The following is a 22,354-nucleotide window of genomic DNA, read 5'->3' as shown; positions in this document are numbered from 1 at the left end:
ACCGTTTCCGGGAGGGGGAGCCACCGTGACGAGTGCCGACGGCGGGGGAGCGGGGCAGGTGTCGGCGCTCCTGCTGGCGGCCACCGAACTGATCTCGGGCGGCGCAGCCGGCGACGAGTATCGTGGTCGCTTCGCCGATCTCCTGAGGGCGGTGCGGGGAATCCGTGCCGTGCGCCTGGCGCCCGAGCGTGAACGCCCTGTGCCGCCAGAGGTTTTCCGGCTTCCCCTGCCGCCTCGCCGTGGGCGGCCGGGTGAACGCGACACGCTGCTCGTCGAGCTGGCGCGCATGGGCGACCGCCGCTGGAGCGGGCGGCCCCAGCGGCGGCGCCTCGAGTCGGCACTGGCGTTTCTCGCCCACGCGCTGGCCGTACCCGTACTGCGTGACAGCCTGTCGGCGGCGCCGGCCCTGGTGATGCAGCTGAACGAGGAGAGCTGGTTTCCGTGGACCACGCATACCGCGCAGTTGCTCGGTGCTCCCGGGGATCCCGACCGGGCGGCCGGCCCGCTGACGATCGTGGATCCGCGCGACCGGGTCGCCGCGCTGCGCGCCTTCGCCGAAGTCCATTGTGGACTGCGCCGGAGCGCCAGGGCGCCCCTCCGGGTGAGTTGCCGCGACGGCGGCGAGCTGAACCTCGACACGCTTTTCGTCGACTTGAGCAGGGTTCCCGGTATCGAGGGAATCGTCGTGGCGGGACACGACATGACAGGCGCGCGGGCCGACCGCGCGGCCGTGGTGGAGCTACTCCGGCGACTCCCGCACGCCGCGTTCGTCGTCGCGCACGACGGGACCGTCGCGGCGGCCAACGGGCAGTTCGGTGAGCTGGTGGGCACGCAGATGCGCGGCGCGGCCGAAGAGCGTGCACTGTGGACGGTGGCGGGCCGCTGCCTCGACCGGGATGAGGCCTACCGGCGATTCGTGTCCGTACTGGGGTCGCGGCGCGGTGGGAGCGGCAGCCGGCTGGGTGCGGGGCGCACGCTGCACGCCGAGCGCCGGCCGCTGATCGAAGCCGGGACCGAGTACGGTGCGCTGTGGTCCTTCGAAATCCGGGAGGAGCGTCCCGCCGCCCCCGGGAGCGCCCACGATCAGCGAGGCAGGGCACTCGCCGCCGTGGCGCGGGAGATCCGCACCCCGGCGACCGCCCTGCTGAGCCTCGCCCAGATGCTTGCCGGCTCTCGCCTCGGGGCGATGGAGCAGCGATCGGCCGCGGAGGTGATCGACCGCAACGCCGGCCGGCTGCGCGACCTGGCCGTGGATCTCGAGCTGTTCAACCGTCTCGGAAGCGGTCAGGTGCGGCCGAGGTTCACCGAAGTGGACCTGCCCTCACTCGTGACCGAAGTGGTCGCCGCGGCCGGCAGCCGGGACGTCAGGTCCTTCACCGGGCGCGGGCCCCGGGCCCGGGCCGATCCCGAACTGCTGCGCCAGGCTCTCGGCCGGGTGCTCGACAACGCGCTGCGGTACCGCGACGGCGGGCGGATCCGCGTGAGCGCCGGCTTTTCCGGGCGCCGGTGGGAGATCGAGATCTCCGACTCCGGCATCGGGATCCCGCCCGGGGATCTCGGCCGGGTCCCGCATCCGTTCGAACGCGGGACCAACGCCGTGGCCGCCGGCCTTCCCGGTGCCGGGCTGGGCCTGGCGATCGCCGGGGAACTGCTGGCGCTGCAAGGCGCCACCGTGCGGCTCGCCAGCGTGCTCGGTACCGGGACGACCGTCTCGATAGGACTGGAGACCGTGCCGGGGCACCGGTGACCGGCCACCGGTACCCCGGCGGCCGTCAACTCTGCGGCGCGCAGGGAATGTCGCCGAGAGCCGCGGCCAGCTGCGCGGTGAGATCGTTGACCAGGACGATCAGCTGTGGGGCCGGCAGGGTGGCCACCATGGTCCGCAGGACCTGGAACTTCGCGATCAGCCAGTCATAGGTCGGCATCAGCGTCGTCGGCAGGACCGGCGGGTACCCCTGCAGCAACGCGATCACCTGGCCCAGTTCGGCGTCGATCACCATGGGATCGGTGGCCTGTGAAAGGTTCTGGAGCGCTGCCTGCAGAGCGTCCACTGTGGAGCACAGGACCGGCTGGGGCGCCGCGGGCTGGGCCGGGGCCGCCTGCGCGACGCCTGCTGTGCCGCCCAGCATGCCGGCCGCGATGACGGTGCCGACCACGGCCGTGCGGACAGGATGGGATAACACGAAGAAACCTCCTGGAACAAAAGGGAATTAAGCAGCCGTCGGCCGTCATCACGGAGCCGGGCGTCACCACGGGGGCCGGGAGGTAGCGGAACCGGGCGCCGGAAAGCGATCTCGGCGTCAGGCATGGGAAGCCTCCACCGGCGCGGGTGCGGCTGTCAACCGGACCGGCGCGGGAAACGCGATTTCCGGGGAACAACGCACTTTCGCGTGAATCGGGCGTTCGTCCTCACCGTTGTTCCCGCGCCGCCAACCGGTCGTGAAGCCGTTCGAGCGCCTGCACGGACAGCTGGAACACGCGCGAATCGCTGAGCGCCAGCTCGGCCGCGATGTCGGCGACTCGCCGGCGCTGCAGGAACCTGAGGGTGATGATGAGGCGCAGCCGTGCCGGAAGCCGGTCGATCTCCGTGCGCACGGCCCGGAGCCGGTCCCGGCCGAGCACGATCTCCTCGACACCCGGCGCGAGGTCGGGCAGCGCGTCGGCGAGATCGTCGGGTGGCAGCGGTTCGACGTGGACTTCGTACGGAGGCGGCGCCTTGCCGCGCGCGTCGGTCATGAAGCGGCCGCATTCGGCGGCCGCGGCGGCCCGGATGGCCTTGTGCATCCGCGGTCGCGCGTACCGGGTGAACGAATCCCGCTTTCCCGCCATGAACGCGTCCGCGGAGATCACGAGCGTGCACAGGCCGGCCGCGGCGATCTCGTCGAGATCGGCATGGGGCGGCAGCCGCCCGGCCAGCCTGCGCACCTGCTCGTGCACCCAGGGCAGGTGCGCCTGGATCAGTTCCTGCTGCTCGTGCGCGCGCACCGTCATCTCGCGGTGGGCTGCGGGTCGAGCAACGCGGCGACCGCGGGGGAATGCGCGATCACCTCGCGTGCCACGTCGTCGATCCGCCTGCGATCGCGGCGCGCGAACGCCCGGATCAGCTCGAACGCCGCCTCCGGGGTGAGCGCGTGCCGCTCCGTGAGCACGCCTTTGGCCTGCTCTATGGCGATCCGGGTGTCCAATGCGGTCTGCAGCTGGGTCGTGCGAGTCCGGGCCGTGTCCAGCTCGCGCCGGTCCAGCAGCAGTGAGGCGGCCACTGTGGACAGTGCGGCGCCGGTCGCGCAGTCTCCCGGGCTCAGCGCACCCGACCGCTTGCGGAACAGGGTCAGCGCGCCGAGGCCGTCGGCGTGGTGGCGCAGCGGCAGCGCGTGCACGGCCAGGTAACCGGCCCGGAGTGCCGTCGTGCGAAAGGACTCCCAGTGGTCCACCTCGCGCAGATCCGCCACGTGCACCGGGACGTGGGTGCGGAAGCTGATCACCCCGGGCCCGTCCCGGAAGCGCACCTGGAGAAGCTGCAGCAGCCGCACCGTTTCACAGGATCCCGCGGTGGCGGTCGGTTCGCCTCCCGCGTCCGCCAGCAGCACGCCGGCGCCGTCGACGTCCAGCAGCCCGGCGGAGTGGCGGACAAGGCGGTCGAGGCAGCCGGCTTCGTCGAGCGACGAGTCGCGCAGGTCGCACAGTTCCGCGAACGCGGCGGCGAGTTCCGCCCGGCGGGCTTGCGGACTGCGGCAGTGGTCGTTGGTCATGCGCAATGCCTATCGTCAGCGGGGCACGGGGGTGAACCGTTGAAGCGGGGTTCACCTGGAACGGGTGAGAACGCCGGGTTCACGCCATCGCCGCATGGAGGACCTTGACCACGGCGTCGGTCACGTCGCGCATCTCTTCGGCGCCGAGCGCGGGGTGGATCGGGAGCGTGAACGAAGTCCGGCCGAGTTGCGCGGCGACGGGCAGGAACGACGGCGTGCCCTCGACGGCGGAGAAGGCGGGTTCGGTGTAGATCTCGGTGGTACCGCCGGGCGCGCACGGAATCCCCTCGGCATTGATCGCGTCGATCACCCGCTCCCGGTCCCAGCCGCTGCCGAGCCGTTCGGGCCGAAGGTGCGCGTAGAAGCGATGGTAGGCGTGCTCCACATGGGCCGGTGGGTCCTCGGCGCGCGCCGCGGGCACCCCGCGCAGCACGTCCAGCAGCAGGGCCGCGTTCGCCCGGCGGTGCTTGACCCACTCGTCGAGCCGGCCGAGCTGGATCCGGCCGATCGCGGCCTGCAACTCGGTCATCCGCGCGTTGGTCCCGAAACCGGTGTGCAGCCGGGGGACCGGCGTATGCGGCCGGATCCCTTGCACGGCGGCCACGTTCATCCCCTGGTCCTTGTACTCCCAGCAGGAACGCCACAGTGAGAGGTCCGAAGTGGTGACGGCACCACCCTCGCCGCCGGTGGTGATGATCTGGTCGTGGCCGAACGACCACGCGGCCGCGTCGCCGAAACTGCCGACGGGCTGGCCGAAGTAGCGGGCGCCGTGCGCCTGCGCGCAGTCCTCGACGACGCGGATACCCCGCTCCCCGGCGAGCCCGAGCAACGGCGCCAGTTCGGCGGGATGGCCGCCAAGGTGCACCACGACGACGGCCCGGGTCCGGCCGGACAGCACCGGCTCGACCGTTTCCCGGGTGAGGCACTGGCTGTGCACGTCCACATCGGCGATCACCGGTTTCGCCGCGCACCGCACGACCGCCGACGCGGTCGCCATCACCGTGGCCGCCGGGATGACGACTTCGTCGCCCGGTCCGACGCCGAGACCGCGCAAGGCGAGTTCGAGCGCCACGGTCCCGTTCGCGACGGCGACGGCGTAGAGGGTGCCCGCCCTGGCCGCGAACTCGCGTTCGAACGCCCGGCCGTGCGGGCCCGTCCAGTAGTTCACCTGCCCGGAGCCGAGCACGTCGGAGACCGCGGACATCTCCGCGGGGCCGAACGCGGGCCAGCCGGGCAGCGGGGCGGTCCGGACGGGTCGGCCGCCCTCGAGCGCGAGTGTCATGCGGGAACCTCCGGTGAGCAGGTGACCGGCTGGAGAAACCGGACGAAGCGGTGCACGGCGGATTCCACGAGGGACACCGAAACCGCGTAGCCGTAATCGGAAAGCGCCGCCGGGTCGGGGACTTCGTCGGCGTGCCTTGGCTGGTGGCCGATCTCGTCACGCAGCTGCCTGCCCGACTCGACGGCCACCCGTGCCCGCGCCAGCGGATCGCGGGGCAGGCCGGGAGCGTCGATACGGGACAGCAACCGGATGAGCTCCAGCAGGCAGAAGCTCCGGTCGCGTGCGGCCGGTTCGAGCGCGAGGACGGCGGACCGGTGCCGCCAGCCCGCGGTCAGCACCAGATCCGCCGCGCGCAGGCGGTGCGCCGTCAGCTGGGTGGCACCGAACGCGCGCGCCTCCGTGCCGAGCCCCCTCGACACCAGCAGCCGGACCGCCCGGCCGTCCATCGGCACGCCCGGCGCCGCATGCGTCCCCGCGCTGGAGAGCCCGAACCGGGCGACCGAGGCCCCCAGCGCCGTGCGGAGCAACTGCCGGCAGACCAGTTCCGCGACCGGCGACCGGCAGACGTTCGCCGTGCTGACGAACAGGATGCGGAACGGATCCGTGAGCTTTCCCCCTGGCATGAGAATCCGGGGCTCAGCGCGGGGAACCGTTGCGGGACACCGCGCCGGCGGGCCGTCGCCGCCGGTGGCCGTTGACGGTCTTGACCGGCCGGCGCGGAACCGCGGCGAGCGGGGTGGTGGCATGGGGATCCTCGACGGCGCCGGCGGCGGATTCCGGGGCCATGGTGAGGATCGTGCCCCGCAGCCGCACGTTCACCGTGGCCAGCGCGCGCACCGCGGCCGCCACCTGCCGCCTCGTGGTGTTGCCGTACCTGACGGTCAGCAGCACGCCGTCACCGGCGGCGCCGAGCGCCGTCGCGCCGCTGCCCGGCCGCAGCGGCGGCGCGTCGATCAGCACCATGTCGTAGCGGGCGCGCAGCTCGTCCAGCAGGGAATGCATCCGCGCGGAGGCGAGCAACTCGCCGGGGTTGGGCGGGACCGCGCCCGCGGTGAGCACATCGAACACCGAGCCGCCCCAGGGCTGCAGCGCCCACTCGAGCCGGACCCGGCCGGTGAGCACGGTGGTGACCCCGACCCCGCCTTCGAGCCCGAGGTAGGCGGCCGCCCGGGGACCGCACAGATCGGCCTCCACGAGCACCACCCGGTGCCCGGCCGCGGCCAGTACGACGGCCAGATTGCACAGCAGTGTCGTCTTGCCGGTATCGGGCCCGGTGCTGGTGACGACGAGTGTCTTGCGTGCCGAGTCGACGTCGACGAACTGGAGGCTGGCCCGCAGCTTGCGGAAGGCGTTCGCGCTGGGCGAGTGGGGACGTTCCCGGATCGTCAGCGGCTGCCGTGGGAGCTGGGGGTCGTGGACGGCGACGCCGAGGTTCGGCGCTCCGGTGAGGGCTACCAGTTCGCCCGCCGACTTCACTGTGCGGTCCAGCGTTTCGCGTATCAGAGCGACGCCGTACCCGGCGGCGAGGCCGGCCAGCGCGCCGAGCGCGAAGTCGAGGGCGAGGCGCGGGCTCACCGGGGAAGTGGGCAGAGTGGCCGGTGCCACCACGGTGGCCACCGCTGCCGTGCCCGGTGCGGGTCGCTCCAGGTCCGTGAGCAGTCCGGTGAACGCGGTACCGGTGGCGTTCGCGATGCTCCTGGCCGCCGCGGGAGAGCGGTCGGTCGCCGTGACGGTGAGCAGCGCGGTGCCCGCCGTCGCGGTGAGCTTCCCGGCGATCTCTTCGCCGGGGACGGCGAGCCCGAGCCGCGTGGCGACGTCCTGTCCTATCCGGTCACTGGTGGCGAGGTGCTGAAAGGACTCGGCGGGGCCGGCCGAGGCCGGCACGTAGATCGTGATCCGGGCGGCGTATTCGGGCGGGGTGCGCCACAGGAAAGCGGCGGTCGCGCACAGCCCGCAGACGAATCCGAGCAGGATCAGGTGCCATCGTTTCCGGGCCACGCGCGCATAGTCGGACAAGATCATCGGTTACCTCCGGCCGGTCAGGGGAAACTGGTACGGCTGGGGCCAGGCCGGAAGGCTGGGAATTCGTCGAATGGGAACACACGGTGGCGTACCGCGAGATCGGCCGCCCGGGGCGCTTTCAACCAGTGATGGCCGGCGAACCAGGGTCCAGGGCCGCCCGGGAGTCATACCGTACCGTGCGCCGGTGGCCGGTTCCGGGCGGGCTGGCTGCTGGTGACCACCGCGCCCGCGCCGACGGGGGTGCCGGGACCGATCACCAGGCCCGGCAGCACGCAGGCGTTGCTGCCGACGGTCACGCCGCCGCGCAGCACCACGCGGCCGGCCACGGTGGCTCCCGGCAGGACGGTGACGTAGTCGTGGAGCACGCTGTCGTGCCCGACCGTCGCGTTGTAGTGCACCTGGGCGTGCGCGGACAGGCGGGCGCCGGCCGAGACATAGGTGTTCGCCAGCACGATGCAGCCGTTGGCCAGCGTGACGTCATGGGCGAGCGTCGCGCGCGGGTGGATCACGGCCGACGCGATGAGGCCGCGGGCGAGCATCCGTTCGGCCAGGGACCTGCGCACCGCCGGATCCGCGACCGCCACCACGTACCATCCGCCGTCGGCGTCTTCGGGCCGGCGTACCGGCACCCCGTGCAGTTCGGTCGCGGACAGGTGATCGTCGACGAGAACCAGATCGCCGGGGCGGTATCCGCACGCGAAGGCCGCGTCAAGCGTTTCCCTGCCCAGGCCACCTGCTCCGACGATGTGCAGGGGGGCGAGCCGGGTGGGAGTTCCGGTCATTCGGTTCTCTTCCTCCGGGCGGTTGAGCGCGCGAAAGGCCGCCCAGATTCGTGGATGATCGTCGAACCCTCGCGCGCCTGCTTCACCCGGAGCGGGTGAAACCACTTGGAACGGCGGCCATTTCGCCGAGGCGCTACTCGAGTGAGGGAAGCCCGCGACGCCGAGGGCGGTCACAAGGGGTGGGAGCGACTCGGCCAAGCGGGTGAGAACCGGCGAACCCCTAATCCGTTAGAGGGGAAACTCCGAATTGGGTAGATACGCGTCGCGTGAATGCGGGAAATTCTCTTAGCCTGGTTCATCGTGCAGGCTGAGGAGGGATTCCTTATCAGGCAAACCGTTCCGGAACCCAAAATCGCGGCGCCCGGTATCCCGTGCGGAGCCCTCTGCCGGGCCCGCCTCGGAAACAAGATGCCGGATACGAGCAAACCGGCGCCCGTGGTGACTTCGGTGTGCGCGCCGGCGGGCTACGGCAAGACCACCCTGCTGTCAGGGTGGACGGACAAGCTGGGCTCCCGCGTCGGCTGGGTGCGGATCGACGAGTCGGACAACGACCCGGCGACGTTGCGCCGGACGATCCTCGCGGCCGTCCGCGCCGCGGCCGGGTACCGGCCGGTGCCGTCCGAGCCGCCGCGGCAACGAGGGGCCGAATGGACACTGGTCTCGGCGCTCGCGGAAGTTCTCCACGACCAGGACAGCCCGGTGTTGCTCATGGTCGACGACGCGCACCGGCTGCACGCGCCGGAGGCGGTCGGCGTGCTGGAGCAGGTGGTCCAGTGGCTGCCGTCCTCGCTCCGGCTGGTCGTCTCGGGCCGGCGCGAACTGGCGCTGGGCCTGCACCGGATGCGCGTCGCCGGGCAGCTGTCGGAGATCCGGACCGCCGATCTCGCGCTGCGGCCGGGCGAGGTGGAGCGGGCGCTGACGGACGCCGGGGTCCGGCTCGACGAGGACGGTGTCGAGAACGTCGCGGCGCTGACCGCGGGCTGGCCGTGCGCGGTACGGCTGGTCGCGTTGGCACTGATCCGCGCCGGTGCGGACACCGGCCCCCTCGACCGGGTCGTGATGGCCGATCCGGCCGTTCGCGACTATCTCGAGGGAGAGGTGCTGGCGGAGCTTTCCGAACGGGAGCGCGCCATTCTCGCCGGTATGTGCGTGTGGGACGAGTTCACCGCGGACGCGGCGGCGAACCTGACCGGATGCCCGGATGTGGGGGCGTCGCTCGAAAGTTTCGAACGTGCCGGTGACATCGTTTTTCCCACCGGAAACGGGACCACCTATCGCGTGCACCCGTTCATCCGGTCCTATCTGCACGCCGCGCTCCGCCGCCGGCAACCGGCCGTACTGGCTTCGCTGCACGCGGCCGCCGCGCGATGGTCGCTCACGAGGGGCGACATCGTCGCCGCGGCGAAGCACTCGGTGCACGGCGGTGACCTGGAGCTGCTCGCGGAGGTCGTCCGCGCGCACGGACCGTCCCTTGTGCTCCGCGGCGAAACCGCGCTGTTACTGGAGCTGGCCGCGAAGCTGCCCGAGACGGCGGTGGCCCGGCCCGGGATCGCCCTGGTGCTCGCGCTCGGCGAAATGGCTTCGGGCGACCGGGCTTCCGCGGAGCTGCGGCTGGCCGGGATGGCCGGCGCGGGCGACGACGAGCACGACACCAGCCTGCGCGATCTGCGGGTGATCGTGCGCACGCACTGGGCGCGGCTGACCGGCCGGCTGTTGCCGGAGATGACCGAACTCGACGAGCGGCTCGGCCGGATGCACACGGTGGATCTGACCGTGCTGGGACTCGTCAACCGCGGCACCGCGGCACTGTGGCTCGCCCGGTACGAGGCCGCCGAACGCGATCTGGGGCTGGCGAGGCGGCTGGGTGAACGGCACGGTTACGACCTGGCCGTGCTGCACTGCCTGAGTCACCTGGCCGGGGTGGCCGCCGCCGGCGGGGACCTGGTCCGCACGGCACGGCTGACCGAGCAGGCGCTGGGCTTTGCCCGGCAGCACAACGAAACGCTGCGGGTGCCGTGCTGTTACGCCTACACGCTCGGTGGCTGGGCGGCGTACCAGGCGGCCGAAGTGGACAAGGCGCGGAGTTACTCGGCCCGCGCGCTGGAGTTGCTCGGGCCGGGCAACGACCGGACGGTCCGGCTCGGCGCGCAGGCGGTCGCCGCGATCGTCGACTTCGACCACGGCGACGATCCGTATGCGGCCTGCGTGCGGCTGCGCCGGCTGTGGACGGAGGTGGCCCCGGACGAGCCGGTGCAGCTGGCGCTGGCCGCGCACGCGGTCTCGATCGAACAGCGGATGGCGCTTCGGGTCGGGCGCCCGGGGTGGGCGGCGGAGGCGGAACGCCGCGCCGCGATGTGGCTCGGCGAATCCGGTGAGGTCGAACTGCTGCGCGTACGGAGGCTGTGGCATCAGGGCCGGATGACCGCGGTCCGGTCGCATCTGCAGAAGATCACCGAAGGGGAGCTGGGCTGCCTGGCCGTGACGACCCGGATCGAAGCCCATCTGCTCGCGACCCTGCTGGCGTACCGCGCGGGTGACGAGCAGCGTGCCGAGACCGCGCTGCGTGCCGCCGTCGCGACGGCGGGCCCACGCCGGATGATCCGCCCCTTCTGTGACGTGGGGGCGGAGCTGCGGGAACTCCTGGTCGTGCGGCAGGGGCGGTTCGGCCGGCTGGACCCGTTCGTGGCCGGCGTCGTCGCGGCACTGCCCGCCGGCCGTCCGGCGGAACCGGAACTGACCGCGCGCGAAGCGCAGCTGCTGCGTGAACTTCCTTCGCTGGCAACGGTCGAAGAGATCGCGGCCACGCTGTACGTGTCCGCCAACACCGTGAAGACGCATCTGCGGAACGTGTACCGGAAGCTGGGGGCGACGTCACGGCGGGAGGCCATCGTCGTCGCGCGCCGGCGCGGTTTGTTGTGACGACTGGAGGACGATGTGGACGCTGCCGTAACGCAGCTTATCGAAGTGTGGGAGGACGCGTACCGCCGCTACTGCGCGGCGGCGGGCCCGAACGTGGTCGAGACGTCGAGAGCGGTCGCCGGCGCCTGGCGGCAGCTGGACACGGCCGGTGAGCTGCCGTGGTGGCTGCGGGCGGCGGTGCGTTCGGCCGCGGAGGCGTTCGAGCAGCAGGCCGAATCGTGGGAGGCCGCCGATCCGGCACGCGCCGAGGGGCGGGTGCCGCGGCCGAGGTGATCCACAGTGGATTCGCACGGACGAGACGGCGCGTTCCAGCGAACTCCCGGGGCGGTCGCCCACGCGATGATGTTGACTGTCCGGCATGTCGCATCCCGATACCCCGCTACCGCAGCCGTCACCGCCCCAGCCGCAGGCCGTGACCACGAAACCCCGGACCGGCTATGGCCTGTTGGTGACCGCGATCCTCTTCGCGGGTATCGGTGGAGGCCTGCTGGCGTGGCACCCATGGGACAAGGACAGGGTGCCGGAGCCACCCAAGGACCCGCGGCACATCACGATCCAGAGGGTCGGCGAGCAGCGCGAGGCGGGCGAGTCCGACTCGACCCGGCCGGTCTACTGCCTGACCAACGAGACCGGCGGCCTGTACTGCATGGTGATGCCCGGCCGCTACACCACGATCCAGGAAGAACGGCGCTGAGCGGGCGTATGCGGCCGCGCGCTCAGACGATCCGGCGGTGCTGGAGGTAGCGGAAAACCGCGACACCGGGCAGGACCGGTAGCCAGTAGGTGAGCACCCGGGACACCAGCACGGCGGCGACCGCCCCGGCCGGCGCGATGCCGAGCGCGACGAGGCTGCCGACCGTCAGCGACTCGACCGCGCCGAGACCCCCGGGGGTCGGGACTATGTGGCCGAAGGTGTGCCCGATGACGAACGCGGTGATCACCGCGAACACGGGCACCTCGGGCTGGAACGCGGCGAGGCTGGTGACCAGCCCCAGGCCGGAGACGGCAAGGTAGGCGGCGGCCCCGCCCCACAGCTGCAGGGCTCGCCGGGGCTGCCGCATCGTCGCCGCGAGGTCGCGCATCACGCGCAACGCCGGCCACACGACGCGGCGCCGGCCCCACGGTGAGCCGAGCACCGCGGCTCCCACCGCCAGCACGCCGCCGGCGGCCGCGAACACCGGCCACCCGCCCGGCATCGAGACGTTGGTGACCAGCCCGGCGCTGCCGAGCCCGAACGCCCCGGCCACCGACCACACCCCGCCGATCACCCCGGTCGCCGCGACGTTGAGCATCGCGACGCCGACCGCCTGCGCCCGCCGGATGCCAAGGCGCTCCATGAACGCCACATTGATGCCGAAGAAGCCCACGCCGCCCGGGGTCGTGCGGCCGGTGAACGCGGCGGCGAACTGCGCCGCGGTGGTGTACCAGAACGGTAGCGGGGCCGCGCTCGCACCGCGAATCGACACCGCGGACAGCGCGATCGCCAGCAACCCGGTGCCCACGGTGGCGGCGAGCCACCACCAATCCGCTTGCCCGAGCAGATCGAGCACGCCGGGCAGGGTCGCCAACTGCGGCAGCAATGTGTACACCGCGGCACCGATCAGCAGCAGCCCGAGGACCCGGCTCGGCCGGACCGGGGAACGGAAAATGGGCAACGGCCGGTCGATGCGGTCGGCCAGGCTCTCGCGAAGGTCGGCCAGCATGACGCGCTGGTTGCGCAGTTGCTTGCGAATCCGCCGTGGCAGCGCCAGGGGCTGCAGGTAGGTGAGCGCGGACTCGAGCCGGTCCGGTGGCAGCGCCTTGGCCGCGCTGAGCACCGCGCGTTCGACCCCCACCAGGGACGCGATCGACACCAGCGCTTCGGCGGTGTCCTGGTCCGTCCTGGCCTTCGTCGCACCGGCCTTGCTCAAGGTGAGGTTCAGCAGCCACGGCTTGCCCTCGACGTCCACCAAGACGTTCTTTGCTCGCAGGTCGTGGTGGGCGATCCGGGCGTCGCCGAGGCTCGCGATGTGCCCCCACAAGGCCTCGAGCAGGGATTCGGAGATCTCGGCGGGGGCCAGCCGGGTCAGCCGGTGGCCCTCGATCTGCCGTCGCACCAGCAGCGCGGACCCGTCGGGCGCCCGGCAGGCCAGCAGCACCGGCGGCGTCGGCACCCCGCCGCGCTCCGCGAGCATCGTCACCAGAGCCTCGTGTTCGGCCTCGTGATAGGTACTCGACAGCGGCGGCTCGTCCTCCACCTCTAGCGACGCGAGCAGCCGCCGGAGCCGGTACCACAGGCCCGCCCGGCGGCGCAGCCGCCGCACGGCCTCCACCCGCAGCGTGCCCGCAGAGGCCGCGGTAGTCACCACGAACTGGAGCGGTCCGCGCCAGTGCGCGCGGACCGGCGTCACGGTCACCGGCTCGAGACCGGCCTGTCCGAGCGCCTGAAACACCGCCATGGCCGACGTCCGGCGTCCCGGCGCGCCCCAGGCCAGATGAAACGCCGCACCGACGCCCCAGCCGAGGAACACCCCGGCGAACACATCGACCGGCAGGTTGTGCCCGAGGTGCACGCCCGCGACGGCGACGAGCACCACCAGCGCCCACCCGGCACGCCGGTAGCCCGTCTTGAGGTAGGGAGCGGCCACCGCCACCACCGCGGCAGCCATCACGGCTTGCGGCGCGGGGAACGGGTCGATGCCCGCGGGCAAGGGCCCGGCGCCGGGACCCAGCACGCCCGGGGACACGTGCCGGCCGCCGGTGAGCGGGTCCGCGACCCTGGCCAGCGCCCAGCCGACCGCACCGGCCGCGGCGCAGGACAGGCCGACCCTGATCCGCTTGGCATAGAACGCCACCGCCGCCACCGCCACGACGCCCGCCCAGCCACCGGCCCAGTCGAGCACCTGCCAGACCGCGCGCGAAGCCGGCGGGATCCGCGCGAGTTGCTGGTAGATGGCCGCTTCGACCGGATTCACCGTGGCTGCCCTCGCCACCAGCGAGCACAGCACGAAGACCACGATCGCGGCGATCAGCGCGGCCAGATCACGCGGATGCCGGCCGAGCGGCAGCGCGGCCGAACCGGACGGCTTGCCGGTTTCCGGCTCCTCGGCTGGGGGCGTGCGGCCCACTGCTGTCGATCCTCACTCTCGCCGGTCGCGATCGAGCACCTCTCAGTGTGCTCGCTCGCGGACGCGCGACAAGTACGACGGCCGACCCGCCAACAGCGGATCGACCGACCGGGACGACCGGGTGGACCGGAACGTGCGGGGGTGCGGGTGGCCGCGCGACCACCCGCACCCCCGCACGCCTTCAGCCGACGCGCCCGGCAGCCAGCCAGTCGGGCCCGGACCCTTCCAGCGGCTGCACCAGATCCGGCGCGAGCGGCGACGGTGCCGGCAGGCTGCCCTTGTCGACGACCCAGGTCGGCCCTGAGTACGGTTGCAGGTCGGCCGCGCGAGCGCCGTGGTGGGCGTCGAGGTAGCGCAGCAGCGCTTCGGGGGCGCTGATCACTCCGTCGGGCGCGGCGCGCTTGGTCAGGCGGTACTCAGGCAGCATCTCGGACAGCAGCGGAGGCTGCAGCGTGATGCCGCCGTCAGGGCCGGCGACGGGGAACCGCATGTCGCGGACCCCGTTGGTCCGGCACATCCGGTCCAGCGCGTCGCCTGCCGAGTAGCAGCCCGCGACGGTGTAGATGCGATCGTCCTGCACCGGCACCCAGGATCGCGTCGCCGAGTCGTACACCTCGCTCTTGATGATGCGTGACCCGGTCGGGCCGTGCGGGCCGGTGAGGTCGAGGTGGAATCGGGCACCGGCGAAGATCGGAAGGTAGCCACCGCCTCGGCGGTACGGGTTGGGGTCGAGCACCGCCGTCGCGAACTTCTCGGCCCGGTCCACCAGTTGCGACCCGGTCATCTTCGCCACCGCGACGTGCGCCCCGATCGGCAGCCAGCCGTAGACGTCGCCGACCGTGATGGGCTGGCCGGCCGGGATCGGGAAGTCGTACCGGAAGCCGTTGGTCCCGCCGACCTGCGCGCCGGTCAGTTCGCGCATCGACTCGGCGACGAACGCGTCGCCTTCGCTGGGAACCACGCTGTGCCGCTGCAGGTCGACGTCGGTCTTCCCGATGACGTCGTCCAACGGGCGGTCCAGCACCATGGGCTTGCCGCCGCCGGGAATCGGGCGGGTGTGCGGGACGAACGCGGGCCCGCGGAGGAAGGGCGCACGGATGTCGTCCACCATCTTCTTCATGCCCGGGTCCTCGGGGACGCTTCCGTCCACCTCGTGCAGGGTCCACGACGACTTCACCACGCGCGCGTGGTCGGCCTTGCCGCCAACCTGCAGTTCCATGTCGCCGACATGGCTGCCCTCACCGGACTCGACGACCACCGTCTCGCTGCCGCCGCCGTGCTTGACCCGGATCGGGTCGTACACCTCCTCATGGGTGTCGCCGCTGAGCACGACATCGATGCCGGGCACGTCACGAGCCAGCGCGACGTTCTGCGCCAGCCCCGCCTCCGACATCGCGACCACGACCTCGGCGCCCTCGGCGCGCACCTCCCGCACCAGGGCGGGCGCTTCGTCGAACCCGGCGGTCATCTGCAGGCCGATGGTGAACGTCGCGCCTTGATCTTTCGGCTTGTCGTCATTGAGCCCCAGGACCGCGACCTTGACCCCGTTGACGTTCTTGATGATGTACGGCTTGAACAGCCGGGTGCCGGGCTTCGCGTATGCGGGGGCGCCTTCGGCGTTGTAGACCCCGGCCCCGACGACGGGGAAGGTGACCAGTGGCTTGCCGCCAGGCGTGGCGTTCGGGGCCCCCTCGGGAATCCCGGTGAAGCGCGCCCGGGTCTCGAGCGAGCCCTCGGCGAAGTCCCAGTTGCCCGGGTTGTAGACATCCGGTGCGAACTTGTTGAAGACGGGCACCCCGGCACGGCCCTTGGTGAACATCATCTCGGCGCTGCCGTGGAAGTTGTCGCCGCCCATCAGGAGCATGTTGTGTCCCGCCGTCTGCTGGCGCAGGCGCTGAACCTCGGTGTAGGTCCGGGCGAAGCCGCCGACGTCGTTGTGCCATCCGCCGTCGCTGCCGGGTGCGTCCAGGTGTTCCCAGTGCGGCACGAACTTGGCGTGCGTGTCCGCGACGTGGATGAGCGTCACGGTGCGCGTCGGCTCGTCGGGCCGGGCAGAGGCGAAGGCAGAGGTCAGCAAGGCCGCGACGGCGACGGTCGCCAGGGCCCCGATGCCCCACTTGCGGCGGCTACGCCGGGCCGCCTGTTCCCGCGGGGAGGTCGTGTCGGTCATGGTTGGAGGTCCTCTCGGCGAAGGTCTCGTTCGGCCGGCCCGGCCGTGCCGGGCAGCGAGCGACGGCTGAGCCGCCGGGGCGGTCGTCGATTCACGTCTTGGCCGTGAGCGCCTGCAGGTTTCGTCACGTGGCCTCTCCTATCGGCCCGAGCTGGCGGCATCGCCCGGACGAGTGACACCGGCGACCAGCAGGCCGCAGCAGCGCGTTTAGTCTCAATAGACGCGGCATGGAAATTCTGTGGACGCAGCGTGGTGCGCCTGAGCTTCGTGCGCCACGTCCACGTTCGGCGCCGAGCAGATCCTCCCGGCCGCACGGCTGTCCAGGTCACCGCGTGCCGTGATCCTGACCCGTTGATTCGGTTGACTTCTCGGGTTCCGGCCGTGCTCTCGGGGAGCTGCGTGTCGCTGGTCGCCGGTGGCGCGGCGGATCCGCGGGAGGTGACGGCGACCGGCATGTACGAGGCGTTGCGGGACCACGGGATTCCCGTCGGCCACCCGCGTGGTGTACCTCGGGCGTGCTGTCCTTTCACGACAGTCGCCTGCCGGGTCCCGGCCGCCCGCGGCAGGTTGCTTTCGCGCCGCGCGAGTTCGGCGTTCGGACCTGCGAACCGGCAGGCAGCCACCGAGCCCGGCATCCCCCAGGCGATCATCGCGCCGAACGTCGAGTTCGCCCATCGAACGTAGATCTCGGAGATGGGCTAGGTGGAGCGGGCGGATTTCAGTTCTTCTTCGAGGGACTCGAGGGCGGGGAGGGCGGCCAGGAGTTGCTTGCCCATCTGGTCGGGCAGGCGGTCGAGGCAGTCCGACACGGCCTGGGTGCGCAGGCCCCGGATCCGGTCGTTGACCAGCGCGCCTTCGGGCGTGATCTCGACCCGCACGGCACGCAGGTCGGACGGATCGGGCAGCCGCCGGATGAGGGCGTCGTCCTCGAGTTTGCGCACCACCCGCGACAGCATCGTCGGGTTGAGCCCCTCCAGCTCGATCAGGTCCGCGAGCCCCAGGGGACCGCGGAACGACACCAGGCCGAGCACCGAAGCCTGCGTGGGGGTGAGCCCCTCGCCGGTCGAGGTCGCGTTGAGCTGACGGGCCAGCCTGAAGATCACCGCGCGCAGCCGGGACACGTCTTCGGCGTCCATCACACCTCCAGCTGATTGATTGCCTGCCAGCAAGCAACTATTGTTGACGTCCATGGCGTCTTCCGAGGTCGAGTCGTACACCCCGGGCACGAACCCGGAAGACACGCCCCATCCTCGCCGCCGGCTCATCTTCGCGATCGTGTCGATGGCGCTGTTCATGGCCGCCGTCGACCAGACCATCGTCGCCACGGCGCTGCCCGCGATCCAGCGCGAACTCGCCGCCCCGGTCAACTGGAGCGGCTGGACGATCACGATCTACGCGCTCGGCCAGGTGCTGATGATGCCCGTCGCCGGCCGGATCAGTGATCAGTTCGGCCGCAAGAAGGTCTTCATGATCGCGGCGGTGCTGTTCACCGCCTCGTCGCTGGCCTGCGGGTTCGCCGGTGACATCTACCTGCTCGTGGTGCTGCGCGCGATCCAGGCGATCGGCGGCGGCGCATTCATGCCGTCCGCGACCGGGATCGTCGCCGATCATTTCGGGCACGACCGCGACCGCGCGCTGGGCATGTTCACCAGCATCTTCCCCATCGGCGGCATCGTCGGGCCGATCGCCGGCGGGGCGTTCGTCGCCTTCTGGTCCTGGCGCGGGATCTTCCTGGTCAACGTGCCGATCGGGCTGGTGCTGATCGCCCTCGCCGCGAAGTTCCTGCCGGCGAGCGAGCCGCGCGAGGCCGGCCGGGTGGACTTCCCCGGCGTCGCGCTGCTCGGCGTGCTCGTGTTCACCAGCATGTTCGGCATCACCTATCTCGGCAGCGGGAGCACGTCCCTGCTCAGCCCGGTCTTCCTCGTCTCCGAGGCGATCGCGGTGATCGCCGTGGTGGCGTTCATCCGCCACGCCAAATACCATCCGGAGCCGTTCATCCCGTTCGAGCTCATGCGGGGCCGCGGGTTCGGCGTGATGAACCTGATCAACCTCTGCTACGGCGCGGCCGCGCTCGGTTTCGGCGCGCTCGTCCCGCTCTACGCCGAGGACCGGTTCCACATCCGGTCGCTCGAAGCCGGCACCCTGCTGACCGCGAGAGCCGTGGGCACCATCTGCGTGGCCGCCCTCGCCGTGCTGGCACTACGCCGCACCGGGCACCGGCTGCCGATGCTGGTGGGCTTCCTCATTTCGGCGGGCGGGCTCGCCGCGATGTACGCCGCGCCGAACGGGTTTTCGCCCTACCTCTGGCTCACCATCGCCGCCGGGGTGAGCGGGGTCGGCATGGGCATGACCGTGCCGGCCTCGAACAACGCGAGCCTCCAGCTGGCGCCCGACAAGGTCGCCGCGATCGCCGGGCTGCGGGGCATGTTCCGCCAGGGCGGCGCGATCATCTCCATCTCGGTGACCACCGCCGTGATCGCCCGCAGCAGCGACGCGGGGATGGCGCAGGCTTACACCCTGCTCGTGTTCGCGGCGCTCATGGTCGCCGTACTTCCGTTGCTGGTACTGGTTCCCGATCACCGCGGCGCCTGGTGACCCTCGACGTCGGGAACCGCGCCACGTCTGGCTTTTCCACGCCTCGCAATCTCAATACACAACATGAAATCCCCCGGACGAAGACTCCTGCGGCGCGGCGGTGTTCCTGCTCTGGGACGAAGCCCGATACGTCAGCGGGGCGATGCTGCCAGTGGACGGCGGGGTGTCGGTCCGGGGCCGAGATGCTGATCGCTTCGCTGCCCGAGCACGACCGGTCGGTGAGCACGGCTGGGCACGTCGGTGCCGACGGTGTGCCACCTGCTCAACGCTGGTCGACGCGAAGCTGCTGGCCCGCGACGAGAGCGCGTACCTGTCCGGGCGGCGTAACGGGAGCCTGGTCGTGCTGTCGCATCTGGCCGGTACGCACGCCCTGCAGGTGGTACCTGGCGTGCCTCCGGGAAGCGGCCGAACTGCCCGGTTCGCACGAAACAGGTCAGCCGCTGAGCTGTTCGCCGTACAGCAGTAGTTCGTAAATCGCCACGAGGGTGTCGAATCGCTCCAGCCGGTGTGCCAGATCGTGCCCGCGGCCGGTGAGCTCGTAGCACGCGGACACGGGCTCGTCCCAGGTACCGGCCCGACCGCACCGGCCCACCAGCCCGTAGGCGGCGAGTACGCGCAGCGCGGCGTCGACCGCACGCCGCTTCGCACGCAGCCGGGTGCGGAGGCCGGCCGGTGTGCACGGGCCCGCGGCCAGCAGGTCCAGCACGTCGAGCGCGGCCGGGTACCGGACCAGCTGTGCGAGTATGGGGTCGAGCTTCGCGTCTGAGGCCATCTCACCGCCCGTCGTGGCGAACGTCTGCCGAAATTCCAGTGGACTTACCACCCGCCCGGTCCGGGCCGGGGCCGTGTTGACGGGGCCCGAACGGGTGGGCCGGAATTTTTGACGAGATCTATACGCGCGGGGTGCCGCCCGGACGATCTCCGGGTCTTTACGCTGCGGGCGTGCCTTCCGCGACGTCTGTGCTCAAGCGCCTGGTGCTGGGCCGCCCGTTCCGCAGTGACCGGCTCTCGAATGAGCTGTTGCCCAAGCGCATCGCGCTGCCGATCTTCGCCAGCGACCCGCTCTCGTCGGTCACCTACGCCACGCAGGAGATCCTGCTCATCCTCGCCCTCGGCGGGGTGGCCTTCCTGCACCTGACCCCGTGGGTGGCGCTGGCGGTGGTGGTGCTGCTGGTCGTGGTGGTGCTGTCCTACCGGCAGGTGGTGCAGGCCTACCCCAGCGGCGGCGGCTCGTACGAGGTCGCCTCCCGCAACCTGGGCCGGGACGCCGGCCTGGTGGTGGCCGGGGCGTTGCTGGTGGACTACGTGCTGACCGTGGCGGTCTCGGTCGCGGCGGGGGTGGACAACATCATCTCCGCGATCCCGGAGCTCAACCCGCACCGGGTGCTGATCAACATCGTGTTCATCGTGCTGCTGACGGCGATGAACCTGCGCGGGGTGCGCGAGTCGGGGCGGACGTTCGCGGTGCCGACCTACGCGTTCGTCGCCGGCGTGCTGATCATGATCGGGTTGGGGCTGGTGCAGACCCTGTTCGGGCACCACCCGGTCGCGGAAAGCGCGCACTACGGCATCCACGCGGAGCAGACCGGCCTGTCCGGGCTCGCCGTGGTCTTCCTGGTGCTCCGCGCGTTCTCCTCCGGTTGTACCGCGCTGACCGGGGCCGAGGCGATCTCGAACGGGGTGCCGGCGTTCCGCAAACCGAAGGGGCTCAACGCCGCGCGCACGATGACCGCGATGGGCGTCCTGTCGATCACCATGTTCGCCGGGATCACCCTGCTCGCGCTGATCTCGCAGGTGAAGATCGCGGAGAGCACGTGCGACCTGGTCGGGTACCCCGGGAACTGCGCGGACGAGTCGCAGCGCACGGTGATCGCGCAGATCGCGGCGGCGGTGTTCGGCGGCGACCACAGCGTGGGGTTCTACTACCTGCAGGCCACGGCCGCGCTGATCCTGATCCTGGCCGCGAACACCGCGTTCAACGGATTCCCGCTGCTCGGCTCGATCCTCGCCCGCGACCGCTTCCTGCCCCGCCAGTTGCACACCCGTGGCGACCGGCTGACCTTCTCCAACGGGATCATCCTGCTCGCCCTGGTCGCCGGGCTGCTGATCTACGTCTTCGCCGGCTCTACCACCCGGTTGATCCAGCTCTACATCATCGGCGTGTTCACCTCGTTCACCCTGTGCCAGGCGGGCATGGTGCGGCACTGGAACCGGGAACTGCGTGCCGCCGAGACCCCGGCCGCGCGGCGGCGCATCCACCGCGCCCGGGTGATCAACGCGTTCGGCGCGTGCTTCACCGGCGTCGTGCTGGTGGTCGTGCTGATCACCAAGTTCACCGGGGGCGCCTACCTGGTCGTGATCGCCATCCCGGTGCTGTTCCTGCTGATGCGCGCCATCCGGCGGCACTACCAGCGGGTGCGCGACGAACTCGCCCCCGACGAGGCCGGCGGGCTGCTCCCCAGCCGGGTGCACGCCCTGGTGCTGGTCTCGACCCTGCACAAACCCACCCAGCGGGCGCTGTCGTTCGCGAAAGCCTCCCGGCCGGACACGCTGACCGCGATCACCATCAACGTCGACGACGCCGAAACCCGCGAACTGCAGCGAGTGTGGGAGCAACACCACCTCACGATCCCGTTGAAGGTGCTCGAATCGCCTTATCGCGAGATCACCCGGCCGGTGCTGAACTACATCAAGACCATGCGCCGCGACAGCCCCCGGGACATCATCTGCGTGTATATCCCCGAATACGTCGTCGGCCACTGGTGGGAGAACCTGCTGCACAACCAGAGCGCGCTGCGCCTCAAAGGACGGCTGCTGTTCGAGTCGGGGGTCATGGTCACCAGTGTGCCGTGGCAACTGCACTCGAGCGCCGCGCGTGATCTCGAACGCGCGAGCCACCTTCCCGGTGACACCCGCCGCGGCATCCTCTGACCGCCATCCGCCCCGTACCGGACATTGACCGATCCGCTGCTAGCTTGCGGCGATGGACCTTTTCGCACGCTCGTGGGCGGCATTGCGCGCGGCGGTCGCCGGGCTCCCAGACGAGGCTTTCGCGCGGCCGTCCGGCTGCACCGGCTGGCTCGTCCGGGACCTGGTGTGCCATCTGGTCATCGACGCTCAGGACGTGCTGATCACCCTGGTGACCCCCGCCGACACGGCGCCGACCCGCGACGCGGCGACGTACTGGGAAATCAGCGGAACACCGCCCGCCGGCGACGATCCGCTCGACGCGCTCATCGTCCGGCTGGCCGCCGCATACCAGGAGCCGTGGCTGCTCAAGTTCCATCTCGACGACGTGGGTTCCGCCGCCGGGCGCGCCGCCGGGCGCGCCGATCCGGGCCTGCGGGTCAGCACCCGGGACGAGGTCCTCACCGCGGGCGACTACCTGTCCGCGTACGTCCTGGAATGGACGCTGCACCACCTCGACCTGATCGCGCACTTGCCGGAGGTACCCGGGCCGCCCGTGCCAGGCCTCGCGAAATCGCGCGAGCTACTGGAGACGATCGCCGGTGCCGCGTTCCCCGCGTCGTTCTCCGACGCCGAGGCGCTCCTGATCGGCACCGGGCGTCGCGCCCCGGCCGGCGCGCAGTACGGCGAACTCGGTGACCTGGCCGCGCGGCTCCCGTTCGTGCTGGGGTGATTCCACGCGGCCTAGGGCCAAAGCCGTTCAGTTAGCGGTCGTGGCTGCTGGTCAAGGATCTTGTTGTGGCGTGTCGGTGCCAGAGATG

The 22,354-nt window shown here is 71.4% G+C and carries 19 protein-coding genes; 8 read left to right on the top strand and 11 right to left on the bottom strand.

Annotated features, from left to right (window positions below; genetic code table 11):
• Positions 1-25 precede the first annotated feature (25 nt).
• Complete coding sequence (locus FG385_RS29525) at positions 26-1,747, top strand: sensor histidine kinase (protein WP_139100086.1); 1,722 nt, start codon at positions 26-28, stop codon at positions 1,745-1,747.
• A 25-nt stretch (positions 1,748-1,772) separates the two neighbouring features.
• Here FG385_RS29525 and FG385_RS29520 read toward each other — a convergent pair whose 3' ends face one another.
• The 7 genes from FG385_RS29520 to FG385_RS29490 form a co-directional block, all read right to left on the bottom strand.
• Positions 1,773-2,183, bottom strand: a complete 411-nt coding sequence (locus FG385_RS29520; RefSeq protein WP_139100085.1) for a hypothetical protein — start codon at positions 2,181-2,183, stop codon at positions 1,773-1,775.
• Between the two features lie 226 nt (positions 2,184-2,409).
• Positions 2,410-2,991: a sigma-70 family RNA polymerase sigma factor gene (locus FG385_RS29515; protein WP_139100084.1), complete on the bottom strand. Its 582-nt coding sequence runs from the start codon at positions 2,989-2,991 to the stop codon at positions 2,410-2,412.
• Complete coding sequence (locus FG385_RS29510; protein WP_139100083.1) at positions 2,988-3,749, bottom strand: ANTAR domain-containing protein; 762 nt, start codon at positions 3,747-3,749, stop codon at positions 2,988-2,990. Before FG385_RS29510 ends, FG385_RS29515 begins: the two co-directional genes overlap by 4 nt.
• Before the next feature lie 79 nt (positions 3,750-3,828).
• On the bottom strand, positions 3,829-5,031 hold the full coding sequence (locus FG385_RS29505; RefSeq protein WP_139100082.1) for a DegT/DnrJ/EryC1/StrS family aminotransferase: 1,203 nt from the start codon (positions 5,029-5,031) through the stop codon (positions 3,829-3,831).
• Positions 5,028-5,654, bottom strand: a complete 627-nt coding sequence (locus tag FG385_RS29500; RefSeq protein ID WP_160148916.1) for an arsenate reductase/protein-tyrosine-phosphatase family protein — start codon at positions 5,652-5,654, stop codon at positions 5,028-5,030. Before FG385_RS29500 ends, FG385_RS29505 begins: the two co-directional genes overlap by 4 nt.
• Positions 5,655-5,667: 13 nt before the next feature.
• A complete protein-coding gene (locus FG385_RS29495) occupies positions 5,668-7,029 on the bottom strand; it encodes a polysaccharide biosynthesis tyrosine autokinase (RefSeq protein WP_160148915.1) in 1,362 nt (453 codons plus the stop codon).
• A 188-nt stretch (positions 7,030-7,217) separates the two neighbouring features.
• On the bottom strand, positions 7,218-7,835 hold the full coding sequence (locus FG385_RS29490; RefSeq protein WP_139100079.1) for a PglD-related sugar-binding protein: 618 nt from the start codon (positions 7,833-7,835) through the stop codon (positions 7,218-7,220).
• Positions 7,836-8,243: 408 nt separating this feature from the next.
• On the opposite strand from FG385_RS29490, the gene FG385_RS29485 reads away from it, so the two are divergent.
• From FG385_RS29485 to FG385_RS29475, 3 genes are all read left to right on the top strand, one after another.
• Positions 8,244-10,754 (top strand): LuxR C-terminal-related transcriptional regulator, encoded by a 2,511-nt coding sequence (locus FG385_RS29485; protein ID WP_160148914.1) that lies wholly within the window; start codon positions 8,244-8,246, stop codon positions 10,752-10,754.
• 15 nt (positions 10,755-10,769) lie between these two features.
• On the top strand, positions 10,770-11,027 hold the full coding sequence (locus tag FG385_RS29480) for a hypothetical protein (protein WP_139100077.1): 258 nt from the start codon (positions 10,770-10,772) through the stop codon (positions 11,025-11,027).
• An 85-nt stretch (positions 11,028-11,112) separates the two neighbouring features.
• A complete protein-coding gene (locus tag FG385_RS29475; RefSeq protein ID WP_139100076.1) occupies positions 11,113-11,448 on the top strand; it encodes a hypothetical protein in 336 nt (111 codons plus the stop codon).
• 22 nt (positions 11,449-11,470) lie between these two features.
• Here FG385_RS29475 and FG385_RS29470 read toward each other — a convergent pair whose 3' ends face one another.
• The gene (locus FG385_RS29470; protein WP_139100075.1) at positions 11,471-13,861 is read right to left on the bottom strand and encodes a flippase-like domain-containing protein; all 2,391 of its coding nucleotides are present in this window, start codon (positions 13,859-13,861) and stop codon (positions 11,471-11,473) included.
• 181 nt (positions 13,862-14,042) lie between these two features.
• Positions 14,043-16,031 carry a bifunctional metallophosphatase/5'-nucleotidase gene (locus FG385_RS29465; RefSeq protein WP_139100074.1) on the bottom strand — a complete coding sequence of 663 codons (1,989 nt, stop codon included), beginning with the start codon at positions 16,029-16,031 and terminating at the stop codon, positions 14,043-14,045.
• Between the two features lie 399 nt (positions 16,032-16,430).
• Here FG385_RS29465 and FG385_RS29460 point away from each other — a divergent pair, with 399 nt between their 5' ends.
• On the top strand, positions 16,431-16,715 hold the full coding sequence (locus FG385_RS29460; RefSeq protein WP_139100073.1) for a hypothetical protein: 285 nt from the start codon (positions 16,431-16,433) through the stop codon (positions 16,713-16,715).
• Positions 16,716-16,729: 14 nt separating this feature from the next.
• Here FG385_RS29460 and FG385_RS29455 read toward each other — a convergent pair whose 3' ends face one another.
• A complete protein-coding gene (locus FG385_RS29455; RefSeq protein ID WP_160148913.1) occupies positions 16,730-17,167 on the bottom strand; it encodes a MarR family winged helix-turn-helix transcriptional regulator in 438 nt (145 codons plus the stop codon).
• A 52-nt stretch (positions 17,168-17,219) separates the two neighbouring features.
• Here FG385_RS29455 and FG385_RS29450 point away from each other — a divergent pair, with 52 nt between their 5' ends.
• Positions 17,220-18,626: an MFS transporter gene (locus FG385_RS29450; RefSeq protein WP_139100071.1), complete on the top strand. Its 1,407-nt coding sequence runs from the start codon at positions 17,220-17,222 to the stop codon at positions 18,624-18,626.
• A 433-nt stretch (positions 18,627-19,059) separates the two neighbouring features.
• Here the strand turns inward: FG385_RS29450 and FG385_RS29440 are convergent, their stop codons facing one another.
• A complete protein-coding gene (locus tag FG385_RS29440; RefSeq protein ID WP_139100070.1) occupies positions 19,060-19,398 on the bottom strand; it encodes a hypothetical protein in 339 nt (112 codons plus the stop codon).
• A 170-nt stretch (positions 19,399-19,568) separates the two neighbouring features.
• Between FG385_RS29440 and FG385_RS29435 the strand changes: the two genes are divergently transcribed.
• Positions 19,569-21,557, top strand: coding sequence for an APC family permease (locus FG385_RS29435; RefSeq protein ID WP_139100069.1), 1,989 nt, complete (start codon positions 19,569-19,571; stop codon positions 21,555-21,557).
• 52 nt (positions 21,558-21,609) lie between these two features.
• Positions 21,610-22,266, top strand: a complete 657-nt coding sequence (locus FG385_RS29430) for a maleylpyruvate isomerase N-terminal domain-containing protein (RefSeq protein WP_139100068.1) — start codon at positions 21,610-21,612, stop codon at positions 22,264-22,266.
• Positions 22,267-22,354: the final 88 nt, after the last annotated feature.

Source organism: Amycolatopsis alkalitolerans (assembly GCF_006152065.1).
GTDB lineage: Bacteria > Actinomycetota > Actinomycetes > Mycobacteriales > Pseudonocardiaceae > Amycolatopsis_E > Amycolatopsis_E alkalitolerans.
This window is presented reverse-complemented; position numbering and strand designations above follow the sequence as displayed.